The organism is Streptomyces sp. NPDC004629, from assembly GCF_042873595.1.
Taxonomy (GTDB): Bacteria; Actinomycetota; Actinomycetes; order Streptomycetales; family Streptomycetaceae; genus Streptomyces.
In genome coordinates, this window is record NZ_JBIALO010000039.1 from 33932 (window position 1) to 58235 (window position 24304).

Annotated in this window: 17 protein-coding genes and 1 pseudogene; 12 read left to right on the forward strand and 6 right to left on the reverse strand. The window is 74.3% G+C overall.

Annotation, left to right across the window (positions count from 1 at the left end; translation table 11 throughout):
- Positions 1–56 precede the first annotated feature (56 nt).
- Together ACFYTE_RS37235 and ACFYTE_RS37240 are read right to left on the reverse strand one after the other, a co-directional pair.
- Positions 57–824, reverse strand: a complete 768-nt coding sequence (locus ACFYTE_RS37235) for a glycerophosphodiester phosphodiesterase (protein WP_388720406.1) — start codon at positions 822–824, stop codon at positions 57–59.
- Entirely contained in the window at positions 821–1474 is a 654-nt protein-coding gene (locus ACFYTE_RS37240; protein ID WP_388720409.1) for a YitT family protein, read from the reverse strand. The genes ACFYTE_RS37235 and ACFYTE_RS37240 overlap by 4 nt, the downstream gene beginning before the upstream one ends.
- Positions 1475–1573: 99 nt before the next feature.
- Between ACFYTE_RS37240 and ACFYTE_RS37245 the strand changes: the two genes are divergently transcribed.
- Positions 1574–3082: a PLP-dependent aminotransferase family protein gene (locus ACFYTE_RS37245; protein WP_388720412.1), complete on the forward strand. Its 1509-nt coding sequence runs from the start codon at positions 1574–1576 to the stop codon at positions 3080–3082.
- 258 nt (positions 3083–3340) lie between these two features.
- Here the strand turns inward: ACFYTE_RS37245 and ACFYTE_RS37250 are convergent, their stop codons facing one another.
- Both ACFYTE_RS37250 and ACFYTE_RS37255 read right to left on the reverse strand, forming a co-directional pair.
- Positions 3341–5314 (reverse strand): hypothetical protein, encoded by a 1974-nt coding sequence (locus ACFYTE_RS37250; protein ID WP_388720414.1) that lies wholly within the window; start codon positions 5312–5314, stop codon positions 3341–3343.
- 40 nt (positions 5315–5354) lie between these two features.
- Positions 5355–5549 carry a hypothetical protein gene (locus ACFYTE_RS37255; protein WP_121888451.1) on the reverse strand — a complete coding sequence of 65 codons (195 nt, stop codon included), beginning with the start codon at positions 5547–5549 and terminating at the stop codon, positions 5355–5357.
- 337 nt (positions 5550–5886) lie between these two features.
- Here ACFYTE_RS37255 and ACFYTE_RS37260 point away from each other — a divergent pair, with 337 nt between their 5' ends.
- The 5 genes from ACFYTE_RS37260 to ACFYTE_RS37280 all read left to right on the forward strand — a co-directional run bounded on the left by ACFYTE_RS37260 (position 5887) and on the right by ACFYTE_RS37280 (position 11424).
- On the forward strand, positions 5887–6279 hold the full coding sequence (locus ACFYTE_RS37260) for an ankyrin repeat domain-containing protein (RefSeq protein ID WP_388720418.1): 393 nt from the start codon (positions 5887–5889) through the stop codon (positions 6277–6279).
- Positions 6280–6580: 301 nt separating this feature from the next.
- A complete protein-coding gene (locus ACFYTE_RS37265) occupies positions 6581–7999 on the forward strand; it encodes a HEAT repeat domain-containing protein (RefSeq protein WP_388720420.1) in 1419 nt (472 codons plus the stop codon).
- A 139-nt stretch (positions 8000–8138) separates the two neighbouring features.
- Complete coding sequence (locus ACFYTE_RS37270; protein ID WP_388720422.1) at positions 8139–9266, forward strand: glycosyltransferase family 4 protein; 1128 nt, start codon at positions 8139–8141, stop codon at positions 9264–9266.
- Complete coding sequence (locus ACFYTE_RS37275) at positions 9263–10570, forward strand: glycosyltransferase (protein ID WP_388720425.1); 1308 nt, start codon at positions 9263–9265, stop codon at positions 10568–10570. The genes ACFYTE_RS37270 and ACFYTE_RS37275 overlap by 4 nt, the downstream gene beginning before the upstream one ends.
- Positions 10567–11424: an SGNH/GDSL hydrolase family protein gene (locus ACFYTE_RS37280; RefSeq protein ID WP_388720428.1), complete on the forward strand. Its 858-nt coding sequence runs from the start codon at positions 10567–10569 to the stop codon at positions 11422–11424. The genes ACFYTE_RS37275 and ACFYTE_RS37280 overlap by 4 nt, the downstream gene beginning before the upstream one ends.
- A 4-nt stretch (positions 11425–11428) precedes the next feature.
- Here the strand turns inward: ACFYTE_RS37280 and ACFYTE_RS37285 are convergent.
- Positions 11429–12041 (reverse strand): annotated as a pseudogene (locus ACFYTE_RS37285) (biotin-dependent carboxyltransferase family protein); the annotation flags it as partial.
- Between the two features lie 308 nt (positions 12042–12349).
- On the opposite strand from ACFYTE_RS37285, the gene ACFYTE_RS37290 reads away from it, so the two are divergent.
- From ACFYTE_RS37290 to ACFYTE_RS37300, 3 genes are all read left to right on the forward strand, one after another.
- The gene (locus ACFYTE_RS37290; protein ID WP_388720431.1) at positions 12350–13876 is read left to right on the forward strand and encodes a hypothetical protein; all 1527 of its coding nucleotides are present in this window, start codon (positions 12350–12352) and stop codon (positions 13874–13876) included.
- 52 nt (positions 13877–13928) lie between these two features.
- A complete protein-coding gene (locus ACFYTE_RS37295; protein WP_388720434.1) occupies positions 13929–14807 on the forward strand; it encodes a hypothetical protein in 879 nt (292 codons plus the stop codon).
- Positions 14808–14902: 95 nt separating this feature from the next.
- Positions 14903–19606: a hypothetical protein gene (locus tag ACFYTE_RS37300; RefSeq protein WP_388720437.1), complete on the forward strand. Its 4704-nt coding sequence runs from the start codon at positions 14903–14905 to the stop codon at positions 19604–19606.
- A gap of 69 nt (positions 19607–19675) precedes the next feature.
- On the opposite strand, the gene ACFYTE_RS37305 is transcribed toward ACFYTE_RS37300, so the two are convergent.
- Complete coding sequence (locus ACFYTE_RS37305) at positions 19676–20209, reverse strand: hypothetical protein (RefSeq protein ID WP_388720488.1); 534 nt, start codon at positions 20207–20209, stop codon at positions 19676–19678.
- Between the two features lie 421 nt (positions 20210–20630).
- On the opposite strand from ACFYTE_RS37305, the gene ACFYTE_RS37310 reads away from it, so the two are divergent.
- Genes ACFYTE_RS37310 through ACFYTE_RS37320 form a run of 3 tightly spaced genes read left to right on the forward strand, consistent with a single transcriptional unit; the run spans position 20631 to position 24301 of the window.
- Positions 20631–23465 carry a nitrate- and nitrite sensing domain-containing protein gene (locus tag ACFYTE_RS37310; RefSeq protein WP_388720440.1) on the forward strand — a complete coding sequence of 945 codons (2835 nt, stop codon included), beginning with the start codon at positions 20631–20633 and terminating at the stop codon, positions 23463–23465.
- The gene (locus ACFYTE_RS37315) at positions 23462–23896 is read left to right on the forward strand and encodes a roadblock/LC7 domain-containing protein (RefSeq protein WP_388720443.1); all 435 of its coding nucleotides are present in this window, start codon (positions 23462–23464) and stop codon (positions 23894–23896) included. Before ACFYTE_RS37310 ends, ACFYTE_RS37315 begins: the two co-directional genes overlap by 4 nt.
- A 9-nt stretch (positions 23897–23905) precedes the next feature.
- Complete coding sequence (locus tag ACFYTE_RS37320) at positions 23906–24301, forward strand: DUF742 domain-containing protein (RefSeq protein ID WP_388720446.1); 396 nt, start codon at positions 23906–23908, stop codon at positions 24299–24301.
- Positions 24302–24304 lie beyond the last annotated feature (3 nt).

The following is a 24304-nucleotide window of genomic DNA, read 5'->3' on the forward strand; positions in this document are numbered from 1 at the left end:
CCTTTCCGCTGGAGGTGCCGCCCGAAGCGCCGTGCGCGATCCGCCGGGACCGGGGTTCAGGCCCAGACGCCGCGGTCCTGCATGACGTTGCGCAGCGTGTCGATGTGATCGGTCATGATGCCATCGACTCCGAGGTCGAGGAGCCGGTGCATCCGATCCGGTTCGTTGATCGTCCAGACGTGCACCTGCAGCCCGAGCGCGTGGGCGGCGCGCACGAAGCGATGGTCGACCACGGGGACGCCCGACTGGGACCCCGGGACCTGGGCGGCGACCGCGGACCTGCGCACGGCGGCGGGCAGTCCCCAGGAGCGCAACCGAAGGCCGAGCACACCCCGGGTGCCGAACGACGTGGCGAGCCGCGGCCCGGCGAGCCGCTGGGCGCGCAGCACCCGCGCCTCGGAGAACGAGCCGGCGCAGACCCGGTCCCAGGAGCCCGTGCGCTCGACCAGGTCGAGGAACGGCCGCAGCGTCGGCTCCGTCTTGAGGTCGACGTTCCAGCGCACCTCGGGGAACGTCTCCAGCAACTCCTCGAAGAGCGGCACCGGCTCTTTGCCCGCCACCCGCGCCTGCCGCACCCGCGACCACGGGAGGTCGGCGATCCGGCCCGCTCCGTCGGTGACCCGGTCGAGGGTGTCGTCGTGGAAGGCGACGAGCCTCCCGTCCGCCGTGAGATGCACATCGGTCTCGATGTAGCGATAGCCGAGGCCGACCGCGCGCCGGAACTGCGCCACGGTGTTCTCCAGGCCGTCGGCGGCGCCGCCCCGGTGGGCGAACGGGATCGGGCCGGGATGGTCGAGGTACGGGTGGCGTGTCGCGGTGCTCACGGACGCAGTATCACCCGTTCGGGTGACCCGGTGGCAACGGCCGTGCTGCGGCGGGATGCCGACGGGACGGCGAACACCCGCAGGAAGAGCTGCGCCAGCGGGCCGATGGACACCGCGTACAGCACGGTGCCCACGCCGATGGTGCCGCCGAGCGCGAAGCCGGTGACGACAACGGCGATCTCGATCGCCGTGCGCATCAGCCGGATCGAGCGGCCGGTGCGCCGGTGCAGCCCCGTCATCAGGCCGTCCCGCGGGCCCGGACCGAAACGCGCCGCTATGTAGAGGCCGGTCGCCACTCCGTTGAGCACGACGCCCGCGACCAGCAGCGGGATCCGCGCGGCGAACGCGTGCGCGTCGGGGACGAGGGCGAGCGTGCCGTCCATGGCGAGGCCGACGACGAAGACGTTGGAGACCGTGCCGAGGCCCGGCCGCTGGCGCAGCGGGATCCACAGCAGCAGCACCGCGGCGCCCACGGCGATCGACACCACACCGATGGTCAGCCCGGTGAGCCGGGCGAGGCCCTGGTGCAGCACGCCCCACGGCTCCAGGCCCAGTCCCGCCTCGACGAGGAGCGCCGCACTCGCGCCGTACAGCGCGAGCCCGGCGTACAGCTGGATCAACCGTCGCCCGAGACGGTCCTGAGTGGACAAGAGGCACCCCTGGTGGTGTCGGTGGCCTGACTCATGACACTCTGTGGCAGGGAAAGAAACATCATCCAGGGCCAATTCGAGGAAGGTGGACCGATCACCATGGCGCAGTGGACCTCGGCGGTGGGTGCCGCGCAACTCGCCCGGCTGCTCACCCCCCAGCAGAACCGCCCGGCCGGGCCCGGCACCCGCCGTCCGCCCGCCTACCGGGCGCTCGCCGACGGCGTCCGGCTGCTGGTCCTGGAGGGGAGGGTGCCGGTGGCCGCGCGACTGCCCGCCGAACGCGAACTCGCGCTGGCGCTGTCCGTGAGCCGCACCACGGTCGCCGCCGCCTACGAGGCGCTGCGCACCGAGGGATTCCTGGAGTCCCGGCGCGGAGCGGGCAGTTGGACCGCCGTACCGGCCGGGAACCCGCTGCCCGCGCGCGGCCTCGAACCGCTCCCGCCCGAGGCGCTGGGCTCGATGATCGACCTCGGCTGCGCGGCCCTGCCCGCGCCGGAGCCATGGCTCACCCGTGCCGTCCAGGGCGCCCTGGAGGAACTGCCCCCGTACGCCCACACCCATGGCGACTACCCGGCCGGGCTCCCGGCCCTGCGCGCGATGATCGCCGAGCGCTACACCGCGCGCGGGATCGCGACCATGCCCGAGCAGATCATGGTCACGACCGGTGCGATGGGCGCGATCGACGCCATCTGCCACCTCTTCGCGGGGCGTGGCGAGCGCATCGCGGTGGAGTCGCCGTCGTACGCCAACATCCTCCAGCTGATGCGGGAAGCGGGTGCCCGGCTGGTCCCCGTCGCGATGGCCGAGGGGCTTTCCGGCTGGGACCTGGACCGCTGGCGCCAGGTGCTGCGCGAGGCGGCGCCCCGGCTCGCCTATGTCGTCGCCGACTTCCACAACCCCACCGGCGCGCTCGCCGACGACGACCAGCGGCGCCGGCTGGTGGACGCGGCCCGCTCGGCGGGCACCGTGCTCGTCGCCGACGAGACGATGAGCGAGCTGTGGCTGGACGAGGACCTCGACCGTGCCACGATGCCGCGGCCGGTCTGCGGCTTCGACCCGGCCGGCTCGACGGTGATCACGGTCGGCTCGGCCAGCAAGGCCTTCTGGGCGGGGATGCGCATCGGCTGGGTGCGCGCCGCCCCCGATGTGATCCGCAGTCTGGTCGCGGCGCGCGCGTACGCCGACCTCGGCACCCCCGTGCTGGAGCAGCTGGCCGTGAACTGGCTGTTCAGTACGGGGGGGTGGGAGCAGGCGGTAGAACTGCGCCGGGGCCAGGCCCGGGAGAACCGGGACGCCCTGGTGGCGGCGGTACGGCGGGAGCTGCCGGGCTGGGAGTTCGCGGTGCCCCGCGGCGGGCTCACGCTGTGGGTGCGTGCGGGCGGCCTGTCGGGTTCGCGGCTCGCGGAGGTGGGGGAGCGGGTCGGAGTCCGGGTCCCCTCGGGCCCCCGCTTCGGTGTCGACGGCGCCTTCGAGGGCTATGTACGGCTGCCGTTCACGGTCGGCGGAGCGGTGGCGGACGAGGCGGCGACCCGCCTGGCGGCAGCGGCCCACCTGGTCGCGACGGGCGTGACCACCGGGACCGAGGCACCGCGGACGTTCGTCGCGTAACGGGGACCGAGGCGCCGCGGACGTTCGTCGCGTAACAGTGAGCGACCGTCCCGGCCGGGGACTCGTCGGACGGGGTCCGGTCGGCGGGCGCGGCACGGGTGGCGGCGGGCCTCCGCGTCCGCGCGGCGTTGCGGTTCGCCTGGCGGTGGCGGTGGGAAGGGAGGAGGTCGGGGGCGCGGCCGGTGCCGGTGGATGCGGGCGGCGTGGACGGGGCGGTCCGTCTGGCCCGGTGTCGGCGCGGCGGGGCGGTTCGGTCGCTCAGGTGGCGCTCTCCGCGGCGACGGCGTCCGCCGCGAGGGCCTTGGCGAGGGACGTCTTCGCGGGCACCGTCTCCGCCGGGACCGTCTCTACCTGGACCGTCTCCGCCGGGACCTTCTCCGTCCGGACCTTCTCCATCTCGGTCCTGTCCGAGGGGACTTTTTCCGTCGGGCCTTTCTGCGTCGGGCCTTTCTCCCCGGGGACCGTCTTCACGGAGACCGCTTCCACCGGGACCGTCTTCAACGGGACGGCTTCTGCCGAGTACGTCTTCACCGGGACCACTTCAACCGCGAACGTCCGCACCGGGACCGCCTCCACCGGGACGGTCTTCACCGGGACCGTTTCCACCGAGGCTGTTTCCGCCGGGGTCGGCTCTGTCGCTGTCGTCTGTGGCTGCGGTTCCGCCGGGGCCGGCTCCGTCGCCGTCGTCGGTGGCTGCGGTTCGGTCGGTTCCGCGGTCGCGGGTGTGGTGCGCGCAGGGAGCAGCGCCAGCACCGCCTGCCGGTCGGCCTCGCTCGTGGCGTCGTCGTACGGGTCCGGCGTCGCGGGGACCTGCAACCGCAGCACGGGGCCGTCGCCCAGCCGGGCGTAGCCGCGCCCCGGCGGCACCTGGGCCGGAGCCGTCGTGTGCGGCGGCACGCCGAGAACCGCCGCCGACTGCTCCGGCGTCACGGGCCCGAGCACGACACGCGCGCGCGTGTGCTGGCGTACCGCGTCGCCGAGGACGTCCGCGTTGTCGAAGCCCTCCGCGACGACCACCGTCACCTGGGCCGCCCGGCCGTGCCGCAGCGGCACCTGGAGCAGGGACTGCGGATCTTTGCGGCCCTCCGCGGCGGCCAGGTGGGTGAGGGCGCCCGGCCGGTCCAGCAGGATCCACAGCGGCCGCCTGGTGTCGTCCGGCGGCGGATGCCCGGCCTGCCGGGCCCGGTTGGCCGCGATGAGCCGCCGCTCCGTCTCATGCGCGGCCCACTCCAAGCTCGCCAGCGCCCCGGTGAGCCCGCACTCCACGCCGAGGACACCGGCCCGGCCGGTGAGGCAGGCGTACTCGCCGGTGCCGCCGCCCTCGACGATCAGCACATCGCCGTACTGGAGCGCCTGGAGGGCGACGGACCGCAGCAGCGTCGAAGTCCCGCTGCCGGGCCGGCCCATCACCAGCAGATGCGGCTCGGTCGAGCGGATCCCGGTGCGCCACACCACCGGCGGGACGTCGCGCTGCTCGCCGCCGTAGCCGAGCGGGAGCGTGCGTTGCACCTCGGATGGGTCGGTGAAGCCGAGCACCGTCTCGCCCGGCGCGGTGACGAAGCGCTGGGCGGCGATGTCGGTGGGCAGCGGCGCGAGGACGCCGACCGTGAGCTGGTTGGCCTCCTCGTCCCACGCGAAGTGGTACTCGCGGCCACGCCCGGCCTTGGCGGCGAGCAGCTGCTCGATCCGGGCGCGGGCCCCGGCCTCGCCGTCGGGGAAGTAGGCCGGGTAGCGGATCACCAGGTGGGCCACGCGCCCCGTGTCGTCGAAGTCGTACTGGGGGAAGGCCTTCTCCCAGTCCCCGCCGTGGTCGAAGAGCGGCGCCGGGTCCTCGGGGGCCGAGAAGTAGGGCACCAGGGACTCGTACAGCGACCGCAGGCGCTGCATCTGGGACTCGTCGGGACCCTCGGGCTCGGCCGGGGCGCGGTCCCGGCCGTGCCAGGCCGCCGCCGCCATCAGCGCGATGGCGGCCAGCAGCGGTCCGTACGGGGCGAGCGCCACGACCAGGACCACCGAGGCCGCCAGAAACAGCAGCGGCCCGCGTTTGTCCTTGGGTGTGTCCGCCCACTTGCGCCGCCCGGCCGCGGCCAGCCGGCCCAGCCCGCGCGAGACGGTGATCAGCGGGTGGAGGACGTCGGTGGCGCTGTCGGCCGCCGTCCGGGCCAGCTCCCGGCTCCTGGCGATCTGCGCGCTGCCGTTGCTCAGAATGCGGGGGAGGGGGCGCCGGGCCACTGCTTTCTCCTGACGGTGCGTGCGGGCGGGACGGTCGGCGTCAGAACTTGATACCGCCGAGGAGGCTCGCCAGGCTCTCGCCGCCCGCCTTGATGCTCGGGGCGATGGCCGTGCTGGCGAGGTAGAAGCCGAACAGGGACGAGACCACGGCGTGCGACGCCTTGAGGCCGTCCTTGCGGAAGAAAAGGAAGACGATGATGCCGAGCAGGACGACGCCTGACATGGAGAGAATCATTTGCGGTCTCCTGGTGTCGAGGGGGGACAGTCACCGTGAGTACTTCCAGCATCACAGCATGTATCTATACGATAAAAGGTGCAAATGGGTGAAATAGGGGGGACTTCCCCCAGGTGGCGGAGCCGTCTTGGCCCGGTCGGGCAGGGTTCACCGGGTCGGCGGACGTGGCTCCCGTGGCCGGTGGGACTCGCGATGATCTTTACCTCGGGCGCATCCGGCCATGTGCCCCGGCCAGCCAGTACGCTGGCGATTCACCCGTACGGCCCGGGTTCACCCCGCTGCCGTAGGCTCTGTCAGTTCCCCAAAGGCCCGAAGTGCAGGAGAGGCGGTCCGGCCGATGAGTGAAGCCCCCGACCCCGACGTCGTGGAGCTGGCGACCAAGATCTTCGATCTGGCCCGGCAGGGGCGGACCGAGGCGCTGGTGGCGTACCTGGACGCGGGTGTTCCGGCCAACCTCACCAACGACCGCGGCGACACGCTCGTGATGCTCGCCGCCTACCACGGCCACGCCGAAGCGGTGCGCGCCCTGCTCGCCCGGGGCGCCGACGCGGACCGGGCCAACGACCGGGGCCAGACCCCGCTCGCCGGCGCCGTCTTCAAGGACGAACCGGAAGTGATCAGAGCCCTTCTGGACGGCGGTGCCGATCCCGCCGCGGGTACTCCGTCGGCCGTCGACACCGCCCGGATGTTCTGCAGGACGGAACTCCTGGAATTGTTCGGCGCACAGTGATCCGAACATTCTGACCAGGCACGACACGGAAAACGGGGGAGGCGGTAAAGGGCCGCCGGAAATACGGTCGCGGCAGGAGAAACCCGCGAGTCATCATGACGTCGTGATTTACGGACGCGATGGCTGGGCAGGTGTTGCCGCACCGCGCGGACCGTGAAGCGGTCCGCATGGGCCACCGACGAGAGGCAGAGGAAGATGGTCTACAGCAAGCAAGAGACGGCGGGCGCCCCGACGTTGTGTCACGCGGCCAGGTAGTGCGCGTTCCCCGGTTGCGTCGACGCTTGATGTGAGGCTGTTTCCCATGTTCGATCCGGTCATAGCGCCCAGTGGCACGTTGCTCGGCCTGCTCCAGCGGGGCCGCGGCGACGGCACCCTGCACGCGCTCACCGCCCCCCGCGCCGAAGCGCTCGCGGCACTGAACCACTGCGTGCTGCACGACCCCCGCCACGACTGGCAGGTCGAGAACCGCTCCCTCTACTACGCCCGCCTCTACCTCGACCTGAACGGCGAGCTGGACGCGATCGAGGCGCACCTCTTCGACCCGGAGGACGTCCTTGAGCCCGACGAGTCCCGCACGGGCCTCGCGCTGGCCGTGCTCGGGCACCTCGCCTCGTACGGCAGGCACGACGCGCTGCGCCTGCTGCGCCGCTACGCCGCCCACGGCGCCAACTGGGCCTGGGCCCTGGACGAACTCGCCCTGCGCGACGACGACGCGGCCCTGCGCGCACTCGCCGTCCCCGTCCTGGCCCGCTTCGGCACGGACGCCGAGGGCGAGGCCGAACTGGCCGCCGCCGTCCGCGACGCCTTCGAACCGAGGCCGTGGCGGCTGTGGGCCGACGATCCGCGGGAATCCGTCGCCACGCGCGTGCGTGCCGCCCAGGAGACGGGCTGCTTCGACCGGTGGCAGCGCCAGCTGCGATCGACCGGACCGCGTCCGGGCTGGAGCGTGCAGGCCGTCCTCGAATGGGCCCAGCAGGGCGTGGAACGCGGCACCGTCCTGCATGTTCCCGCCGCCCGCTGTCTCGCCGCCGTGGCGGGTCCTGAGGACCGGCCGGAGATCGTCCGCGCCGCCCAGGACGGCACCGAGGGAGCCCGGTGCACCGCCCTGCGGTACCTCGCCGACAGCAACGACCCCGAAGCCCTCGGCCTGATCGACGCCGCGGTGACCGGCGGCCCGACGCCCGTCGCGGAGGCCGCCGTCGACGCCTTCGAACGGATGCGCAGCGTCGCCGCCGTCGACCGGGCGCGCGGCTGGGCCCACAGGCCCGACGCCCTCGGCGCCGCCGCCGGACGCATGCTCGCCTGCCGCGGCACGGCCCGTGACAGCGAACTCGTCCTCGCGGCGCTGCGAGAGGCCGTACGCGGCGAGGGGCCCGACGCGCCCACCCTGTGGACCCTCGTCGACGGTACCGGGCGCCTCGGCATCGCCTGCGCCGCACCCGTTTTGCGCCATGTCTACCGCGAGACGGCCTCCTCCCACCTCCGCGGCCGGGCCGCCCGCGCCCTGGCCGCCACCGACCCCTCGTTCGCCACCGGATTCGCCGTCGAATGCCTCTGGGACTGCGAGGAGACCACGCGCGAGGTGGCCGCCCGGCATGCCGAGACCGGCGACGCCCGGGTCGTCGAGCGGCTGCGCCGGCTCGCCGCCGATCCGGCCGAGGAGGCCGAGGTCCAGACCGCCGTACGCAGCCGCATCGCACCCGACGGGCGGTTCGCGTGAACACGGGGTGACTCATGGGTCAGGAGCGGATGGACACGGGCTGACCTGCTCGGGTGTGCAGCGCAACGCTCATGGGACGTTCCTCGTTCGGAAAGATCCACGTTGACGCGGCCACGTCCAGTGCGGCGAGAACACGGGTATGCGTGTCGTCATCGTGACCGAATCCTTTCCCCCCGATGTGAACGGCGTGGCCCACTGCGCGCTCCAGACCGCCCGGCACCTCGTCGATAGCGGTCACGCCCCCCTCGTCGTCGCTCCGGCTCCCGCTCCCGGAAACAGGCCCGACGCCTTTGCGCCGTGCCCCGTCGTCCATGTCCCCTCCCTACCGCTCCCGGGCTACCCCCAGGTCCGCGTCGCCCTCCCCAGCCGACGCCTCGCCGCGGCGCTCGTCGAACACCGCCCCGACGTCGTGCACCTGGCCAGCCCCTTCGTCCTCGGCGTCCGCGGCATGGCCGCCGCGGCCCGGCTCGGCATCCCCACCGTGGCCGTCTACCAGACCGACCTCGCCGGTTACGCCCGCACCTACATGGGCGCGGGTGAGGCGGCGGCCTGGCGGCGCATCCGCTCCGTGCACTCCGCCGCCGACCTCACCCTCGCCCCGTCAAGCGCCGCCCTGAACGACCTGGAGACGCACGGCGTGCCCCGGCTACGGCTGTGGCCGCGCGGCGTGGACACCGACCGCTTCCGCCCCGACCACCGCGACGACGCGCTGCGCCGGGAACTCGCCCCGAACGGCGAGGTGATCGTCGGCTACGTCGGCCGGCTCGCCCCCGAGAAGCAGGTCGAACTGCTCGCCGGTGCCTGCGGCCTTGAGGGCGTGCGGGTCGTGGTGGTGGGCGACGGGCCCAGCCACGCCCACCTCACCGAGGCCCTGCCGGGCGCGGCCTTCCTGGGCCGGCGCACCGGCGACGAACTCGCCCGGATCTTCGCCTCGCTGGACGTCTTCGTGCACACCGGCCCCTTCGAGACGTTCTGCCAGACCGTCCAGGAGGCCATGGCCAGCGGCGTGCCGGTCGTCGCGCCCGCCGCCGGCGGCCCGCTCGACCTCGTCGCCCACGGGCACACCGGGCTGCTGGTCCCGCCGCGCGACGCGGACGCCTTCCGGGACGCCGTGCGGACCCTGGCCGTCGACCCGGCGCTGCGGGCCGGGTACGGCGCCGCCGGGCGCGCCACCGTGGAGGGCCGCACCTGGGCCGCGATCGGCGACCGGCTGATCACGCACTACGAGGACGTGCTCGCCGCGCGCAAGACGGCGGTGGCGGCATGAGCGGCGACTCCCTGCGCATCGTCAGGCTCGCCAACTTCGTCGCCCCCGCGTCCGGCGGCCTGCGCACCGCGCTGCGCGAGCTGGGCAAGGGCTTTTGGGCGGCGGGCCACGAGCCGGTGCTGATCGTGCCCGGCGAGCGCCACAGCGACCGGGACACCGAGCAGGGCCGGGTCATCACCCTGCCCGGCCCGCTGCTGCCGGGCACCGGCGGCTACCGGGTGCTGCTCGACAAGCGGCGCGTCGCCGCCCTCCTGGAGGAGCTGGCCCCGGACCGCCTGGAGGTCTCGGACCGCACGACACTGCGCTGGACCGGCCGCTGGGCCCGGCGGGCCCGCGTCCCCGCCGTCATGGTCTCCCACGAGACCGCCGACGGCGTGCTGCGCACCTGGGGCCTGTCGGAGGACCTGTCCCGGCGGGCCGCCGACGCCCTCAACGTCCGCACGGCGCACACCTACTCACGGGTCGTGTGCACCACCGAGTTCGCCGAGCGGGAGTTCGTCCGCATCGGTGCGCGCAACGTCGTACGAGCCCCGCTGGGCGTGGACCTGACGGACCGGCACCCGGCGCTGCGCGACGGCGGGCTGCGCGCCGTCCACGCGCGCGCGGACGAGACGCTGCTGGTCATGTGCTCCCGGCTGTCCGTGGAGAAGCGGCCGGGGACGGCACTGGACGCGCTGGAGGCGCTGCTGCGGCGCGGGCGGCGGGCGGTGCTCGTGGTGGCCGGGGACGGCCCGCTGCGGGCACGGCTTGAGCAGCGGGCGCGGGAGCGCGGGCTGCCGGTGACCTTCCTCGGGCACGTCTCCGACCGCAATGAGCTGGGCGCGCTGCAGGCCTCGGCCGATGTGGCCCTCGCGCCGGGCCCGGCCGAGACCTTCGGGCTCGCCGCGCTGGAGGCCATGGCGTGCGGCACACCCGTGGTGGCGAGCGCGTCGTCCGCGCTGCCCGAGGTCATCGGGACCGCCGGGGCCACCGCGGCCGACCACGGAGAGGCGTTCGCCGACGCCGTCGAAACACTCCTCGTGCGGCCCGCGGCCGAGCGGCGGCACTGCGCACGCGCGCGTGCGGAGTGCTTCGGATGGGGCGCCGCGGTGGAGGCGTTCCTGGCGGCCCACGACGCGCCGGTGAGCCGTCGGCGGGACGAGGACGACGACGTGACGGCAGCGTCCCGTCGCACCGACGGCGACCCGTCGCTACCGTCCCGTTGCGACGCGGACCGGACGGCGACGGCCCCCCGAGCCCCCCGCTCCGACGTGCACGACGTGTCCGCGCCGTCCCGTCGTGTCGTGCCGGAGGGCGTGGCATGAGACCCGTCCGTTTCGTGGCGCTCGGGGACTCACTGACCGAGGGCGTGGGCGATCCCGTCGGCGACGGGTGGCGCGGCTGGGCCGAGCTGCTGGCCGACGGGATCGCCGAGAAACCGGTGGAGTTCACCAACCTCGCGGTCAGCGGGGCGCAGACGCGCGACGTACTGGAGCGCCAGACCCCGGACGCACTCGACCTGCGCCCGGACATCGCCTCCGTCGTGATCGGTGTCAACGACACCCTGCGCTGCACCTTCGACATCCACGCGGTGGCCGCCCGGCTCGACGAGGTCTACGCGGCGTTCACCCGGCAGGGCACCGTCCTGCTCACCGCGTGCCTGCCCGACCCCGGCGCGATGCTGGGACTGCCGGGCGCGCTGGCCCGCCCGCTGGCCCGGCGCCAGCGCGCGGTCAACACGGTCGTCCACGCGCTGTCCGAGCGGTACGGCGCCGTCCACCTGCACGCGGCCGAGGGCGCATGGCTCACCGACCGGGCCATGTGGAGCGCGGACCGGCTGCACCCCGGCGAGCGGGGCCACCGCCAGCTCGCGCTGCGCTTTCACGCGCTGCTCGCCGCGGCGGGCGCCGCGACCGGCACCGCGCCCTCGCCCGAGCCGGAGTTCCCCGCGCCGACCAGGTCGGCGAGCCTGTGGTGGCTGGCGACCGCCGGCACCGGCTGGGTGGCCAGGCGCTGCACCGACCTGCTGCCGCAGCTGCTCAGGCTGGCCGCCGACGAGATGCGGCACCGCGCGCGGGGCACCAGCGCCCGGCTCGACCTGCGGGCCGCGGCCGCCGTGTCGGCGGCCCTCGCCGCCCTGTCGGTGGCGGAGCGGACGGATGCCGCGGACGCCGCGTGAGGGCTCAGCGGCGCCGCACGGCCACGAAACGGACCGGGGTGCCGGGCACCGCCTGCGCGGCGGCCGGCAGGTCGGCGGCGCGGAGCCGGCAGGTCGGCGGCGCGGACCACCGCGATCACCGGGTAGCCCCCGGTGGTCGGGTGGTCCGCGAGGAAGACCACCGGACGCCCGTCCGGCGGCACCTGCACCGCCCCCAGGACCATGCCCTCGCTGGGCGGTTCACCGGCATGCGCCCGTTCCAGGGCGGGCCCCTGCGTACGCAGCCCGATCCGGTTGCTCGCGGACGCGACCCGGTACACGCGTGATGCGAAGCCGCGGACGGCACGCGGCGTGAACCAGTCGTCGCGCGGGCCCGGCGTCACGCGCAGCACGAGCTTGGCCGGCGGGCGCGGCTGCGGGGCGACGTCCACGCGCGCGTGCGGACCCGGCGGGTCGCCCAGGGGCAGCACCACGCTGTCCGCGAGCGGCGCAGGACCCAGCCCGGACAGCAGATCCGTGGACCGGCCGCCGCGGACCGGCTCCCCGTCGATGCCGCCGGACACGGCCACATAGGCGCGCACCCCGAGGACGGCCGTCTTCACCTCCGGCAACTGCCCGGCGGGCACCACCACCGGCGCGTGGCCGAGCGGCTGCTCAGCATCTAGCTGGCGGACTCGCTGGAACGGGTCGTGGAGGTCTACCGGCGGCGGGTCGGCGAGAACGGCCGGGGCGCGGGCTGAGGCGGGCGGTCGGGGTGGGGTCGGCGGGCGCGGGCTGCGGCGGGCGGGCCGGGGCGCGGGCTGCGCCGGGCGGTCGGGGTGGGGTCGGCGGGAGTGGGCGGTGCGCGGGCAGGCAGGGGCATCGGGGCGAGGCCGTCGCTGCTGTGACGGCCGTCGCTTCTGCGTCGTTTGGGTCGTTGTCAGACCGAGGACCTAGTCTGTGCACCGTGACTTCGCCTGCATCCACGGACAGCGTGCCGCCGCAGCTCAGCGCGGGGCCGCGCCCCGCCCCGGGCCCGGCCGCCGACGAGGGGCTGGCGCGGCGGCTGCGCGCGCTCGCCTGCACCGCGCCGCTGCACGACCTGGACGCGCGCAAGGCCAACCTCGCCGGCGAGTACTCGGTGTACGGCATGGCGGAGGTGGCCCTGGCCGCCATCGACCTGGTCACGCTCAACATGGACTTCGACACGGGCGCCGACCACGAGCAGATCGTCGCCCGGCTCATCCCGCGCATCGCCGCCCAGGCCCCGCGCCGCCCGGTGGCCGAGCACGAGCGCGTGGCCCGCTGGGTCCTGGAGAACCTGATCAACGTCGGCAGCGTCGACCGCGGCTTCCGCGCCGTCTACGGCACGTTCGCGCCGGACGGCACCTACGTACGCCGCGACTACGACTTCAAACTCGTCGAGGAGGTCCCCGGCCCCGGCGGCACCGTCTACCTCCGCACCACCGACGAAGCCGTCAACGTCCTGGTCGGCGCCCTCGACACCGACGTCACCAGCGCCCAGATCGCCGCCGAGGTCAAGCTGGAGGTGCTGATCAACCGCGGCCGCCTGGCCGACGCCCAACTCGCCGCGGAGCAGGCGCGCTACCGGACCGTGCAGTACTCGGAAACGCTGCGCAGGGCCCTGGAGGCCACCCGGCGCAACGTCCGCGCGGTGGACTGGCTCAACGCCGTACCCGACATGATCGCCGAGGCCCTGGACCATGTCGCCGACCGCTATCGCCACGAGAACGCCATCCTCACCAACATCCGCAAGGCACGCGACGAGTCCGAGGACCCCGGGCACAAGCGCCGCGCCGCCGAACTGGTCGACATCGTCAAGGACTGCATCCGGCGCCACACTCAGCTCCAGTCCCGGCTGCTGGAGGCGGGCCCGCTGTTCCGCGCCGAACAGGACCGGCAGGCCTTCGCCACCCCCCTGACCACGTCCGGCATGGACCTGTACGGCCACCTCGTCGCCCCCGTCCTCCCGCTGCCCGTTCAGCGGGCGGTCAGGGTCACGGACGCCTTCTTCGCACGCGGCACCGGACTGCGCACACCGGTGTCGGTACGGGTCGGTGACCTTCTCGACATCCTGCTCACCCCACCGGTGGAGCGGGAGCACCTGGGCGCCGAGATGCCCGAGCCCGATCTGATCGCCACACCGGACGACAGCCGGTTCAGCGACGAGCAGCTGGCCGCGGCCACGGAACTGCTGGACCTGCCGGCGGACGCGCCGCGCCGGCTGTCCGGGCTGCTCGCCGAGGCGCGCCGCCGGGACCCCGAACTGCCGTACCTGGTGGCACTGCTGGCCGTGCACGCGGCCAGCCCTCCGGTCGGCACCGCCTACCGCCAGGGCGAGCAGAAGCTCCTGTTCGCCGTGGACGACGGTACGGAACTGGACGACCCCGAGTTCGGCGGCGCCGACCTGATCGTCGGCACCGCCCTGCTGGACTCGGCGGGCATGGCGGCCGACCGGACCGAGGCGGCATGACCCGACCCGACCGTCCCACCCGACCAGGCCAGCGCAGCAAGGAGCCCCGACCGTGACCGAGCACGCCGACCGCAGCGAGCCCGAGCCCGCCGCCACGCCCGCGGGCTCCGCCGTCACCCCCGCCGACGCCGCGGACGCCGCCCGGCTCGTCGCCTTCGGGCTGCAGCCCAAACTGCAGCCCGCCCGCGACCAGGAGTACACGGAACTGCTGCGCCGCCACCGCGAGGACCCGGCGTTCGCGCGGCTCGCGGACGCCGTGGCCGCAGGGCTCGGCCTGGTCGTGCTGGAGGTGTCCCCGCGCGCGGGCATGGCGGTGACCGCCGCCGAGGACTCCGTCTTCGCCGTCCGCATGGGCGACTACGCCCGCCGCACCGCCGCCGACTCCCAAGACCGGTTTCTGCACGGCCTCGCCCATCTCGCGGTCGCCGCGCTGGCCTTCCCCCGCCCGGAGGACCTTGCCGACGACGGCTACATCGGGCGGGTCTCCGTCAACGGCGTCGACGCGTTCGTACGGCAGGCCTGCCGGCGTCTCGAAGAGCGGGCCGCGGAGCAGGGCGAGAACACCGACCCGGCCACCGACGCGCCCGGCCTGGAGGCCGCCTGGCGGATCTGGGTGCGGCGCAGCGCCACCGGTGCCACCAAGGACGCCCGCCGGCTGGCCGGTTCCACCACCGGCATCGTCGGCAAGGCGGTCGCCTTCCTCACCGACTCCGGGTTCCTGCAGAGAACCGGCGACGACAACGGCGGCACCTACCGCACCACGGCGCGCTACCAGCTCCAGGTCCGCGACATGGCAGGCGGCGCCGCCATGGCCGAACTGCTCGAACTCGGCGTCGTTCCGGTCACCGACGGCACGGCCAGCCTGCTGCCCGCCGAGGACACCGACGACCTGGATCTGGTGTCCGACGCCGGGCTGCCGTTCCACTCCTGACGGCCCGGCCGCCGCGCCTGACCGTAGCCCTGACCCTCCGTAGCCCTGCCTTTCTTTAGTCCTGCCCCTCCGAAGACCTTCCACGAGAGTCCGCCATGTACGAGCTGTCCCGGGTCCGCCTCTACTCCATCGGTCCTGCCGGTGCGCGCTACGCCGACACCGTGCTCGACCTGCGGGGCGTGGGCGAGCCGGTGCCCGACCCCGCCCCCACGCAGGCGGAGTTCTTCGAGGAGGAGCCCGTCGGACCGCCGCGCCGCCCCGCGCCCGCGGGCGTGCTCTTCCTGGAGAACGGCGGCGGCAAGTCCGTCCTGCTCAAACTGATCTTCTCGGTGATGCTGCCGGGCCACCGCAACACCCTCGGCGGCGCCAGCTCCGGCGTGCTGCGCAAGTTTCTGCTCGCCGACGACTGCGGCCATGTGGCACTGGAGTGGCAGCACGTGCAGACCGGCGAATGCGTCGTCGTCGGCAAGGTCAGCGAATGGCGCGGACGGCAGGTCTCCAACGACCCGCGCAAGTTCGCCGAGGCCTGGTACTCCTTCCGGCCGGGCCCCGGACTCAGCCTCGACAACCTCCCCGTGGCCGAGTCCACGGCCGTGCGCCCGCCCGCCGAGGGCCAGTCGGGGGCCCAGGGCCGCCGGCGCACCATGAAGGGCTTCCGGGACGCCATCACCGAGGCGGGCAAGGCGTATCCGCACCTGGAGGTGCACTGGGAGGAGATCCACGAACGCTGGACCGAGCACCTGGGCGACCTCGGACTCGACCCGGAACTCTTCCGCTACCAGCGGGAGATGAACGCCGACGAGGGCGAGGCGGCCGGCCTGTTCGCGGTCAAGAAGGATTCCGACTTCACCGACCTGCTGCTGCGCGCGGTCACCGACACGCGGGACACCGACGGCCTCGCCGACCTGGTCGGCGGCTTCGGCAACAAGCTGGGCCGGCGCGCCGAACTGATCGCCGAACGGGACTTCACGGCCGGGTCGGTCGACCTGCTCGGCCGGATCGTCGAGGCCGCCGAAGCCCGCGCACGCGCGCGTGACATCCACGTCGGCGCTGAGCGCCGCACCCGCACCCTCGCCCGGCGGCTGTCCGCGCGAGGCGTCGTGGAACGGGTGCGGGCCGCCGACCTCGCCCAGCGGGTCACGGCCGCCGCGCACACCGTCACCCGCTCCGAGGACGCGCGTGAGCGCAGCGCGCTCATCGCCGCCGAACTCGCCTACCGGCACGCCTCACTGGCGCTCGCCGCCGGCGAGAAGTCGGCCACCGCACAGAAACGCGAACTGGCCGACGCGCGCACCCTGCACTCCGCCTGGCAGGCGGCCGAGGCCGTGCTGCGCCACCGCGCCGCCGCCGACCGCGTCGCGCGCGTGGCCACCGCGATCCAGGAAGCCGAACGGGACGCCGCCCCGGCCCTGGCCGCCCGCGCCAAGGCCGCCGTGGACCTCGTACGGGCCCTGCACGCGGCCGCCGAGAACGCCGAGACCCTCGCCAACGAGGGGGAGGAGCGCGCGGCCGCCCTCCAGGAGGCAGGCGAGGCGGCCCACCGGGACTCGACCGCCGCGGCCACCGAGGCGCAGCGCGCCCGCAGCGAGATCGGACACCTCAGGCAGCGCCTGACCGAGGTCGAGCAGGAGACCGCCGAGGCGGTACGCGCGGGCTGGCTGGACGACAGCGCCCCCGACGCGGACCCGGCCCGCGCCGCCCTCGCGGCCAGCGACGCCGAGAAGACCGCCGTGGCCGCCTGGGACACAGCCCGCGACGCGGCGCGCACGGCGGCGGACCACGCGCGCGAAGCCGCTTCCGCCGAGTCCCGCGCCGAGCTGACCGCCGCCCGAGCCGCGGACGCGGCGACCGCCGCCGAGCGCGCCCACCAGGCCGAACACCGCATCGCCGAGGCGCTGGCCGCCGAGGAGCGGCTGGGTGAACTGCTCGGCCTGCCGGGCACCCGGGGCGGCACGCGGGCCGGGGTGCCCGCACCGCGCGCGGGCGGCGACACCTCCCGGGCCCCGGACCCGGGCGCGGCACCCGGCGCCCCTGCCGAGGCCGCCGCCGCGGACGGCGCCCGCCCCGACGGCGACGAACCCCTCACCCCCGAGGACCTGGACCGCTTCGCCGACGAACTGCGCGCCCTGCTCGACGACTCCGTCTCCTCCGCCGAACGGCACCTCTTCGAACTGCGCACCGCCGCCGCCGACGACGCCCGCATCCTCGGGGCGCTCGGCGACGGCGGACTGCTGCCGCCCGGCCCCGATGTGCTCGCCACCGTCGAGTTCCTCGGAGAACACGGCATCCCCGCGTTGCCCGGCTGGCGCTACCTCGCCCAGGCCGTCGACCCGGCCGACCACGCGCGTGTGCTCGCCGCCCGCCCCGAACTGGTCGACGGCGTGATCATCACCGACCCGGACACCCACGCCCGTGCCCGCGAAACCCTCGGGGACGCCGCGCTGCTGCCGCGGTCCGCTGTGGCCGTCGGCACCGCCGCCGCCCTGCTCGCCCCGACCCCCGCCGCCGACGCGAGCGACGGCGAGGTGTTCCTGGTACCGCCGAACCCGGCCATGCACGACGAGTACGCCGCCGACGAGGAACGGCAGGCGCTGCGCGCCCGTGCCGCCGAGCGGGACGAGGAGATCCGCGCGCTCGCCGCACGGCTCGCCAAGGACCGGGAACTGGCCGCGCGGCTCGCCTCCTGGCGCACCGGCTGCCCGGCGGGACGGCTCGTCGAACTGGCCCGCGCCGCCCGGGACGCACGCGTGTTCGCCGAGGAGTCCGAGGCGGAACTCGCCGAGGCCCGGACCGCGCGCGCAGAGGCCGACGAAGCCGCCGCCGAGGCCGCCCAGGCTCGCGACGAACGCCAGGAGTCCGCGCAGAAGGCCCGGCGCGCCGCCGACGCGCTCGCCGGGCTCGCCTTCCGGCTGCGCGAGCGCTCCGGCTGGCAGGCCAAGCTGCGTGAACTCGCCGACGAGGCCGCCGAGTCGGAGGCCAGGGCCCAGGTCTGCCTGGAGCGCGCCCGCGCCGCCGACGAGGACCGCCGCGCCGCCCAGCGCGCCGCCGACGACGCCCGCCGCACCGCCCGCGCGCTGCGCGCCGAGCGGTCCGAGATCGCGGGCGCACCCGACGACGTACCCGCAGCCGAGGGCGACGGCGATGCCTCGAAGGCGTCCCTGCCCGCCCTCCGCGAGGCCTACCGCGCCGCCTCCCAGGTGTACGAGAAGGTGGGCGTCGGGGCCGACCTGCGCGCCGAGCAGGCCCGCGCGGAGAGCGACGAGAGCGCGGCCCGCGCCGAACTGGACCGGCTCAGCAACAAGGTCCGCACCCGGGCCGAACAACTGCTGCAGTCGCCCGACGGCTCCGACGGCCCCTCCCGGCAGGCCGCCGCCGCACGCGCCGAGGAGCTGGTCCAGCTCCTGGAGACCCGCATGTCCACCGCGAGTGAGCAACTGGGCCGGCTGCGCGGCGAGGCCGAACGGCATGCCCCCGAGGACGGCGACGCGCACACCGAACTGCCCGAGGAACTCCTGCCGCGCGACGCCGAGCACGCCCAGGCGCTGCTGCGCACCGCCACGACCGAACTCGCCTCCCGCACCGAAGCGTTGGCCCAGGCCCGCGACGCGCACGCCGAACTCCTCGCGGCCCACCGCGCGGCCGAGGACGCGGCCGGCGGCTTCGACGAGGTCGCGGCCATGCTCCGCGACCTGCTGCGCGAGCACGCGGCCGACGAGGAGCAGGAGGAACCCGAGCCGTACCCCGGCTTGCTGGAGGAGGCCAGACGGTCCGCCGCCGAGGCCCGGCGCTCGCTGCGCGGCTGCGCCGCCGACCTGTCCGCCGCCGAGGCCGCCGTGCGCGAGGCCGGCGACGTCCTGGTCCGGCACGCCAACTCGACCCGCTACGAGCAGGTGCGCACGCCAGCCCGGCAGCAGATCCGTGAGCTGCCCGCCGCCGCGCTGCCCGAGCACGCCCAGAAGTGGGCCGATGCCTTCGCCCCCCGACTGCGGGTCCTCACCGACGAGTTGGCGCAGCTCGAACGCAACCGCGACTCCATCGTGGACCGGCTGCGCGGACTGGTCGAGTCGGCGCTCGCCACCCTGCGCTCCGCCCAGCGGCTGTCCCGGCTGCCCGAGGGGCTCGGCGAGTGGTCGGGACAGGAATTCCTGCGCATCCGCTTCGAGGAACCCGACCAGGCCACGCTCACCGAACGGCTCGGCGAAGTGATCGACGAGGCGACCCGCGCCGCCCTGAAGAAGAACTCCGACCTGCGGCGCGACGGCATGTCCCTGCTGCTCCGCGGCGTCGCCGCCGCGCTGCGGCCCAAGGGCGTGGCCGTCGAGATCCTGAAGCCGGACGCCGTCCTGCGCGCCGAACGCGTCCCCGTCGGACAGATGGGCGACGTCTTCTCCGGCGGCCAGCTGCTCACCGCCGCGATCGCCCTGTACTGCACGATGGCCGCCCTGCGGTCGAACGACCGCGGCCGGGACAGGCACCGGCACGCCGGCACCCTGTTCCTCGACAACCCCATCGGCCGCGCCAACGCCACCTATCTGCTGGAGCTGCAACGCGCCGTCTCCGACGCGCTAGGCGTGCAGCTCCTCTACACCACCGGCCTGTTCGACACGACGGCACTGGCCGAGTTCCCGCTGGTCATCCGCTTGCGCAATGATGCCGACCTGCGAGCCGGGCTGAAGTACATCAGCGTGGAGGAACACCTGCGACCGGGACTTCCGCAGCAGGCCGCGGCCGGGGAAGCGGTGCACAGCGAGATCACGGCGACCCGCATGTTCAAACGCCCGGCGCCCAGCACGCCCTGACCGGGACAGCGGCGGAGCGCCACGGGCTGTCGGCGGGCGGCCACGGCCCCCGTCGACGCCGCCCCGGCCTCAGGAGTGCGACAGCTGGCCGGTGCCGCCCCGCCGGCGTATCCGCTCCCGTTCCCGCGCGGCGGCCTTCGCCTGCCGCCGGGCGGTGCGCCGCTCCCGGCGCAGCGACCGCGCCGTGCTGCTCGGCACCGAAACCACGCCATTGCGCTGGTTCCAGACCTGGCGCGTCACCCAGACGTCGAGCACGCCCCAGGTGGCGACCACCGTGCTGACCACACTGCTGATGACCATCGGGAAGGCCAGCCAGGACCCGGCCAGCGTGCACAGGAAGGCCACCATCGCCTGCATCAGCGTCACCGCGATGATGATCACCGCCCGCACCGCCGCCGTACGCACCGGATCGGGCATCCGGCGTCTGCGCGCGGGTTCCTCGACCCACAACGGTCGGTACGCCGGCTGACGTCCTACCCCGGCGGCCTCGGCAGCCCACTCCTGGGACGCAACGCCGCCGCCCGTCGCCTCCGGGACCCGCCGTGCCGTCCCGCGCCCCACCACGCCGTCCTCGGGCGCCTCGCGCCGCTCCGCCGTGCCCATCGACATGTCACTCCCCACCGCCGGCAGACCCCTCCTCCGGCGCCCCGAGGCACCGGCTCCCCTGTGGTTGCCCGGCTTGCGCTGATTTACGCCGCCAGGATGGTGGATGCGGCTCCTGTGGCCGATTCCGCCCCCCATTTCCCGTAGAGAAGGACGAACGACGCGTCAGGAAGATTCCCGACTCCCGAAGAATTTCGGCCAACCGGCCCTGCGTACCGGACCGGACCCCCGAGCCGCGGACGCCGGAACCGAGGCGGCCATCTCCCGTAATGCCCGGACAACTCGCCATGTCCCAGAAGTGAAGGTGAAGTTCAGGCTCCGGACATGCCTTCGAGTTGCCTCTGCGACGGTAGTAGGCTCGCGCCGTTTGTTGACGCACCTGTGCACCCCCGTCCGCAGGGGGACCGAGCTGGGGGAGGCCATGCGTTTTCGCGGGAAGTCGATCCGCCGGAAGATCGTGGCGCTGCTTCTCGTGCCGCTGGTGTCCCTGGCCGCCATCTGGGGCTTTGCGACCGTGCTCACGGGTCGGGAGGTGGCCCGGGTCTTCAATGTTTCGCGCGTGGTGGAGAAGATCGAGTACCCCACCGAGGACACCGTCCGCGCCCTGCAGCAGGAACGCCGCCAGACCCTCGTCTACCTCGCCGACCCGCGCGCCTCCGACGCCCTCAGCGCCCTGCGCCGGACCCGGACCGCCACCGACGAGGCCATCGCCGAGGCCCGGAAGAACGCCGAGACCTCCGACGTCCGCGACAGCATGAGCGCGGGCGACGACGAGCGGCTCACCGCGGTCCTGGACGCGTTCGACGGCGTCAACTCCCTGCGCCGCAGCGTCGAGGACGGCACAGTCACCCGCCATCAGGCCCTCGACCTCTACAACCGCGTCGTCGACCCCTGCTACTCGCTGCTGGCGAGCCTCGACGGCGTCGACGACGTGGAGATGGACACTCAGGCCCGCGCCCTCGTCAATGTCAACCGTGCCCGCGAACTCCTCTCCCGCGAGGACGCCCTGCTCGGCTCCGCCCTGGTGGTCGGCAGGCTCTCCCGGGACGAGACCCGCGGCATCTCCGACCTCGTCGCCCAGCGCACCCTCCTGTACGACATCAGCCTGCCGCTGCTGCCGGCGGCTGAACGCGACCGCTACGACCGGTTCTGGAGGAGTGCCACCACCGCGCCGGTGCGGGTGGCCGAGGAGGCGGTCATCGGCTCCGGGGCGGGCACCGCGAACGAGGTCAGCGCCAAGAGCTGGGACGCTGCCGCGGGCACCGTGCTCGAAGAACTGCGCGACCTCGACAACCACGTCGGCGACCGCTATCAGGACCGCACCCGCCCCGTCGCGGTGAGCGTGATCGTCCAGGCGGCCGTCGCCGGGCTGCTCGGACTGGCCGCGTTGCTCGCCTCCCTCGTCCTGTCCGTGCGGCTCGGCCGCGGACTCATCCGCGATCTGCGGCAACTGCGCCTGGAAGCGCACGAGGCGTCCGGTGTCCGGCTGCCCAGTGTGATGCGCCGCCTGTCCGCGGGTGAAAAGGTCGACGTGGAGACCGAGGCGCCGCGCCTGGAGTACGACAAGAACGAGATCGGCGAGGTCGGCCAGGCGCTCAACACCCTTCAGCGCGCCGCCGTCGAAGCCGCGGTCAAGCAGGCCGAACTGCGCGCCGGGGTCTCCGAGGTCTTCGTCAACCTCGCCCGGCGCAGCCAGGTGCTGCTGCACAAGCAGCTCACCCTGCTCGACAGCATGGAACGCAGGACCGAGGACACCGACGAACTCGCCGACCTGTTCCGCCTCGACCACCTCACCACCCGCATGCGCCGGCACGCCGAGGGCCTGGTGATCCTCTCCGGCGCCGCCCCCTCGCGCCAGTGGCGCAAACCCGTCCAGCTGATGGACGTCGTCCGCGCCGCCGTCGCCGAGGTCGAGGACTATGAGCGGATCGAGGTCCGCCGGCTGCCGCGCGTCGCCGTCACCGGCCCGGCCGTCGCCGACCTCACCCACCTGGTGGCCGAGCTGCTGGAGAACGCCACCGTGTTCTCCCCGCCGCACACGGCGGTCCAGGTCTTCGGCGAGCGGGTCGCCAACGGCTTCACCCTGGAGATTCACGACCGGGGCCTCGGCATGGCGGCCGAAGCACTGCTGGAGGCCAACCTCCGGCTCGCCGAGACACCGGAGTTCGAACTCTCCGACACGGACCGGCTCGGCCTGTTCGTGGTCAGCCGCCTCGCCCAGCGCCAGAACGTCCGCGTGTCCCTGCAACCGTCCCCCTACGGCGGCACCACCGCGGTGGTCTTCATCCCCGACGTGCTGCTGACCGACGACGTCCCCGACACCAACGGCATGGGCTTCCGGCTCGACCGGGACCGGACCGGGCAGGAGGCCGGCCGGCAGGAGCGGCGGGCCGCCGCCCTCGCCCAGGTGCCGGTGCAGCTGCCGGACCTGCCCGCGCCGGTCCTGGACGGCCCGGTGGAACTGGAGGCGCCCGTCGGCCTTGACGCACTCGACGACCTCCCGGGCGCCCTCACCGACGAGCACAGTGAACGCGGCGGACTCTTCCGCGCCCGACGCTCCCTCGCCCGTGCCGACGAGGAGGTCGCGGGCCGCACCGGCGCGGATCACCGGCCGTCCTCCGGCACGGCGGAGCGGGCGGGGACCGACGCCCCTCCGGACGCCCTGGTGCCGCTGCCCCGCCGCCGGACACCCAAGCTGGTCAGCTCGCACGGCCGGCCGATCAAGGAGCAGCGCTCCCGCAGGGGCCAGGACGGCGAGCCGTCCCCGGCCGATCCGCCCGGGGCCGAACCCCGTCTGGCGCCGCTGCCCTCCCGACGTCGGGACGAGACGGCCCTGCGTCCCGGCACCGGATCCGCGGCCCGTCTCGACGCACGCGGGGAAACCCCGGCCGACGGCCCGGAAGGGCCCTCCGCGGCCTCCCAGCTCCCCCGGCGCACCAGCGGCCCGGAGAACCGCTCCGGCGACGGCGAGGGCGGCACCGCCCCGCCGCCCGGCGGCACACCGCAGGAGACCCGATCCGGCACGGGACCGCTGCCGAGGCGCGTACGGCAGGCCAGCCTCGCCCCGCAGCTCAAGCAGGGGCCCGCGGGACGGCCCGGGAGCCAGACGGAACCCACCGAACGCGACGCCGAAGAGGTGCGCAGCCGGATGGCCTCGCTCCAGCGCGGCTGGCAGCGCGGCCGGGAGGAGAACGCCGCGGGCGACGAAGCCCGGAACGGCACAGCACAAGGAACGACTAAGGGGGACGGTCGATGACCGCACCAAAGGCGACCGGCCACACCGCACCGGACAAGCGCACGCTCAACTGGCTCCTCGACGACCTCGTCGACCGGGTCGCCAGCATCCGCAAGGCCGTCGTGCTGTCCGGCGACGGACTCGCCACGGGCGTATCGAAGGATCTGACCAGGGAGGACAGCGAGCACCTGGCCGCCGTCGCGTCCGGGTTCCACAGCCTCGCCAAGGGCGTGGGCCGGCACTTCGAGGCGGGCAGCGTCCGCCAGACGGTCGTCGAACTCGACGAGGCCTTCCTCTTCGTGACGGCGGCCGGCGACGGCAGCTGCCTGGCCGTCCTCTCCGACGCGGACTCCGACGTCGGCCAGGTCGCCTACGAGATGACGCTCCTCGTCAAGCGGGTCGGCGCGCATCTGGGCACCGCCCCGCGTACCGATCTGACCGCGGGTGGGTAGTGGGATGACATGAGCGGAGACGGTCAGGGAAGAAGTCACTGGTTCGACGACGAGGCCGGACCGGTCGTCCGTCCGTACGCCATGACGCGCGGCCGCACCACCACTGCCGGCCAGCACCGCCTCGACCTGATCGCGGTGGTCGTCACGGAACCCCACGCGGGCGACCCGGAAGCGGACCAGACGCTGTCCCCGGAACACGTGGACATCGTCGAACTCTGCCGGAACACCCCCCAGTCGGTCGCCGAACTCGCCGCGGAACTCGACCTGCCCATCGGCGTCGTGCGGGTTCTCGTCGGCGACCTCACGGCCGCGGAACTCGTCCACGTGACACGTCCCGTACCGCCTGCGGAACTGCCCGACGAGAGTATTCTGCGCGACGTGATCAACGGCCTGCGGGCGCTGTGACCG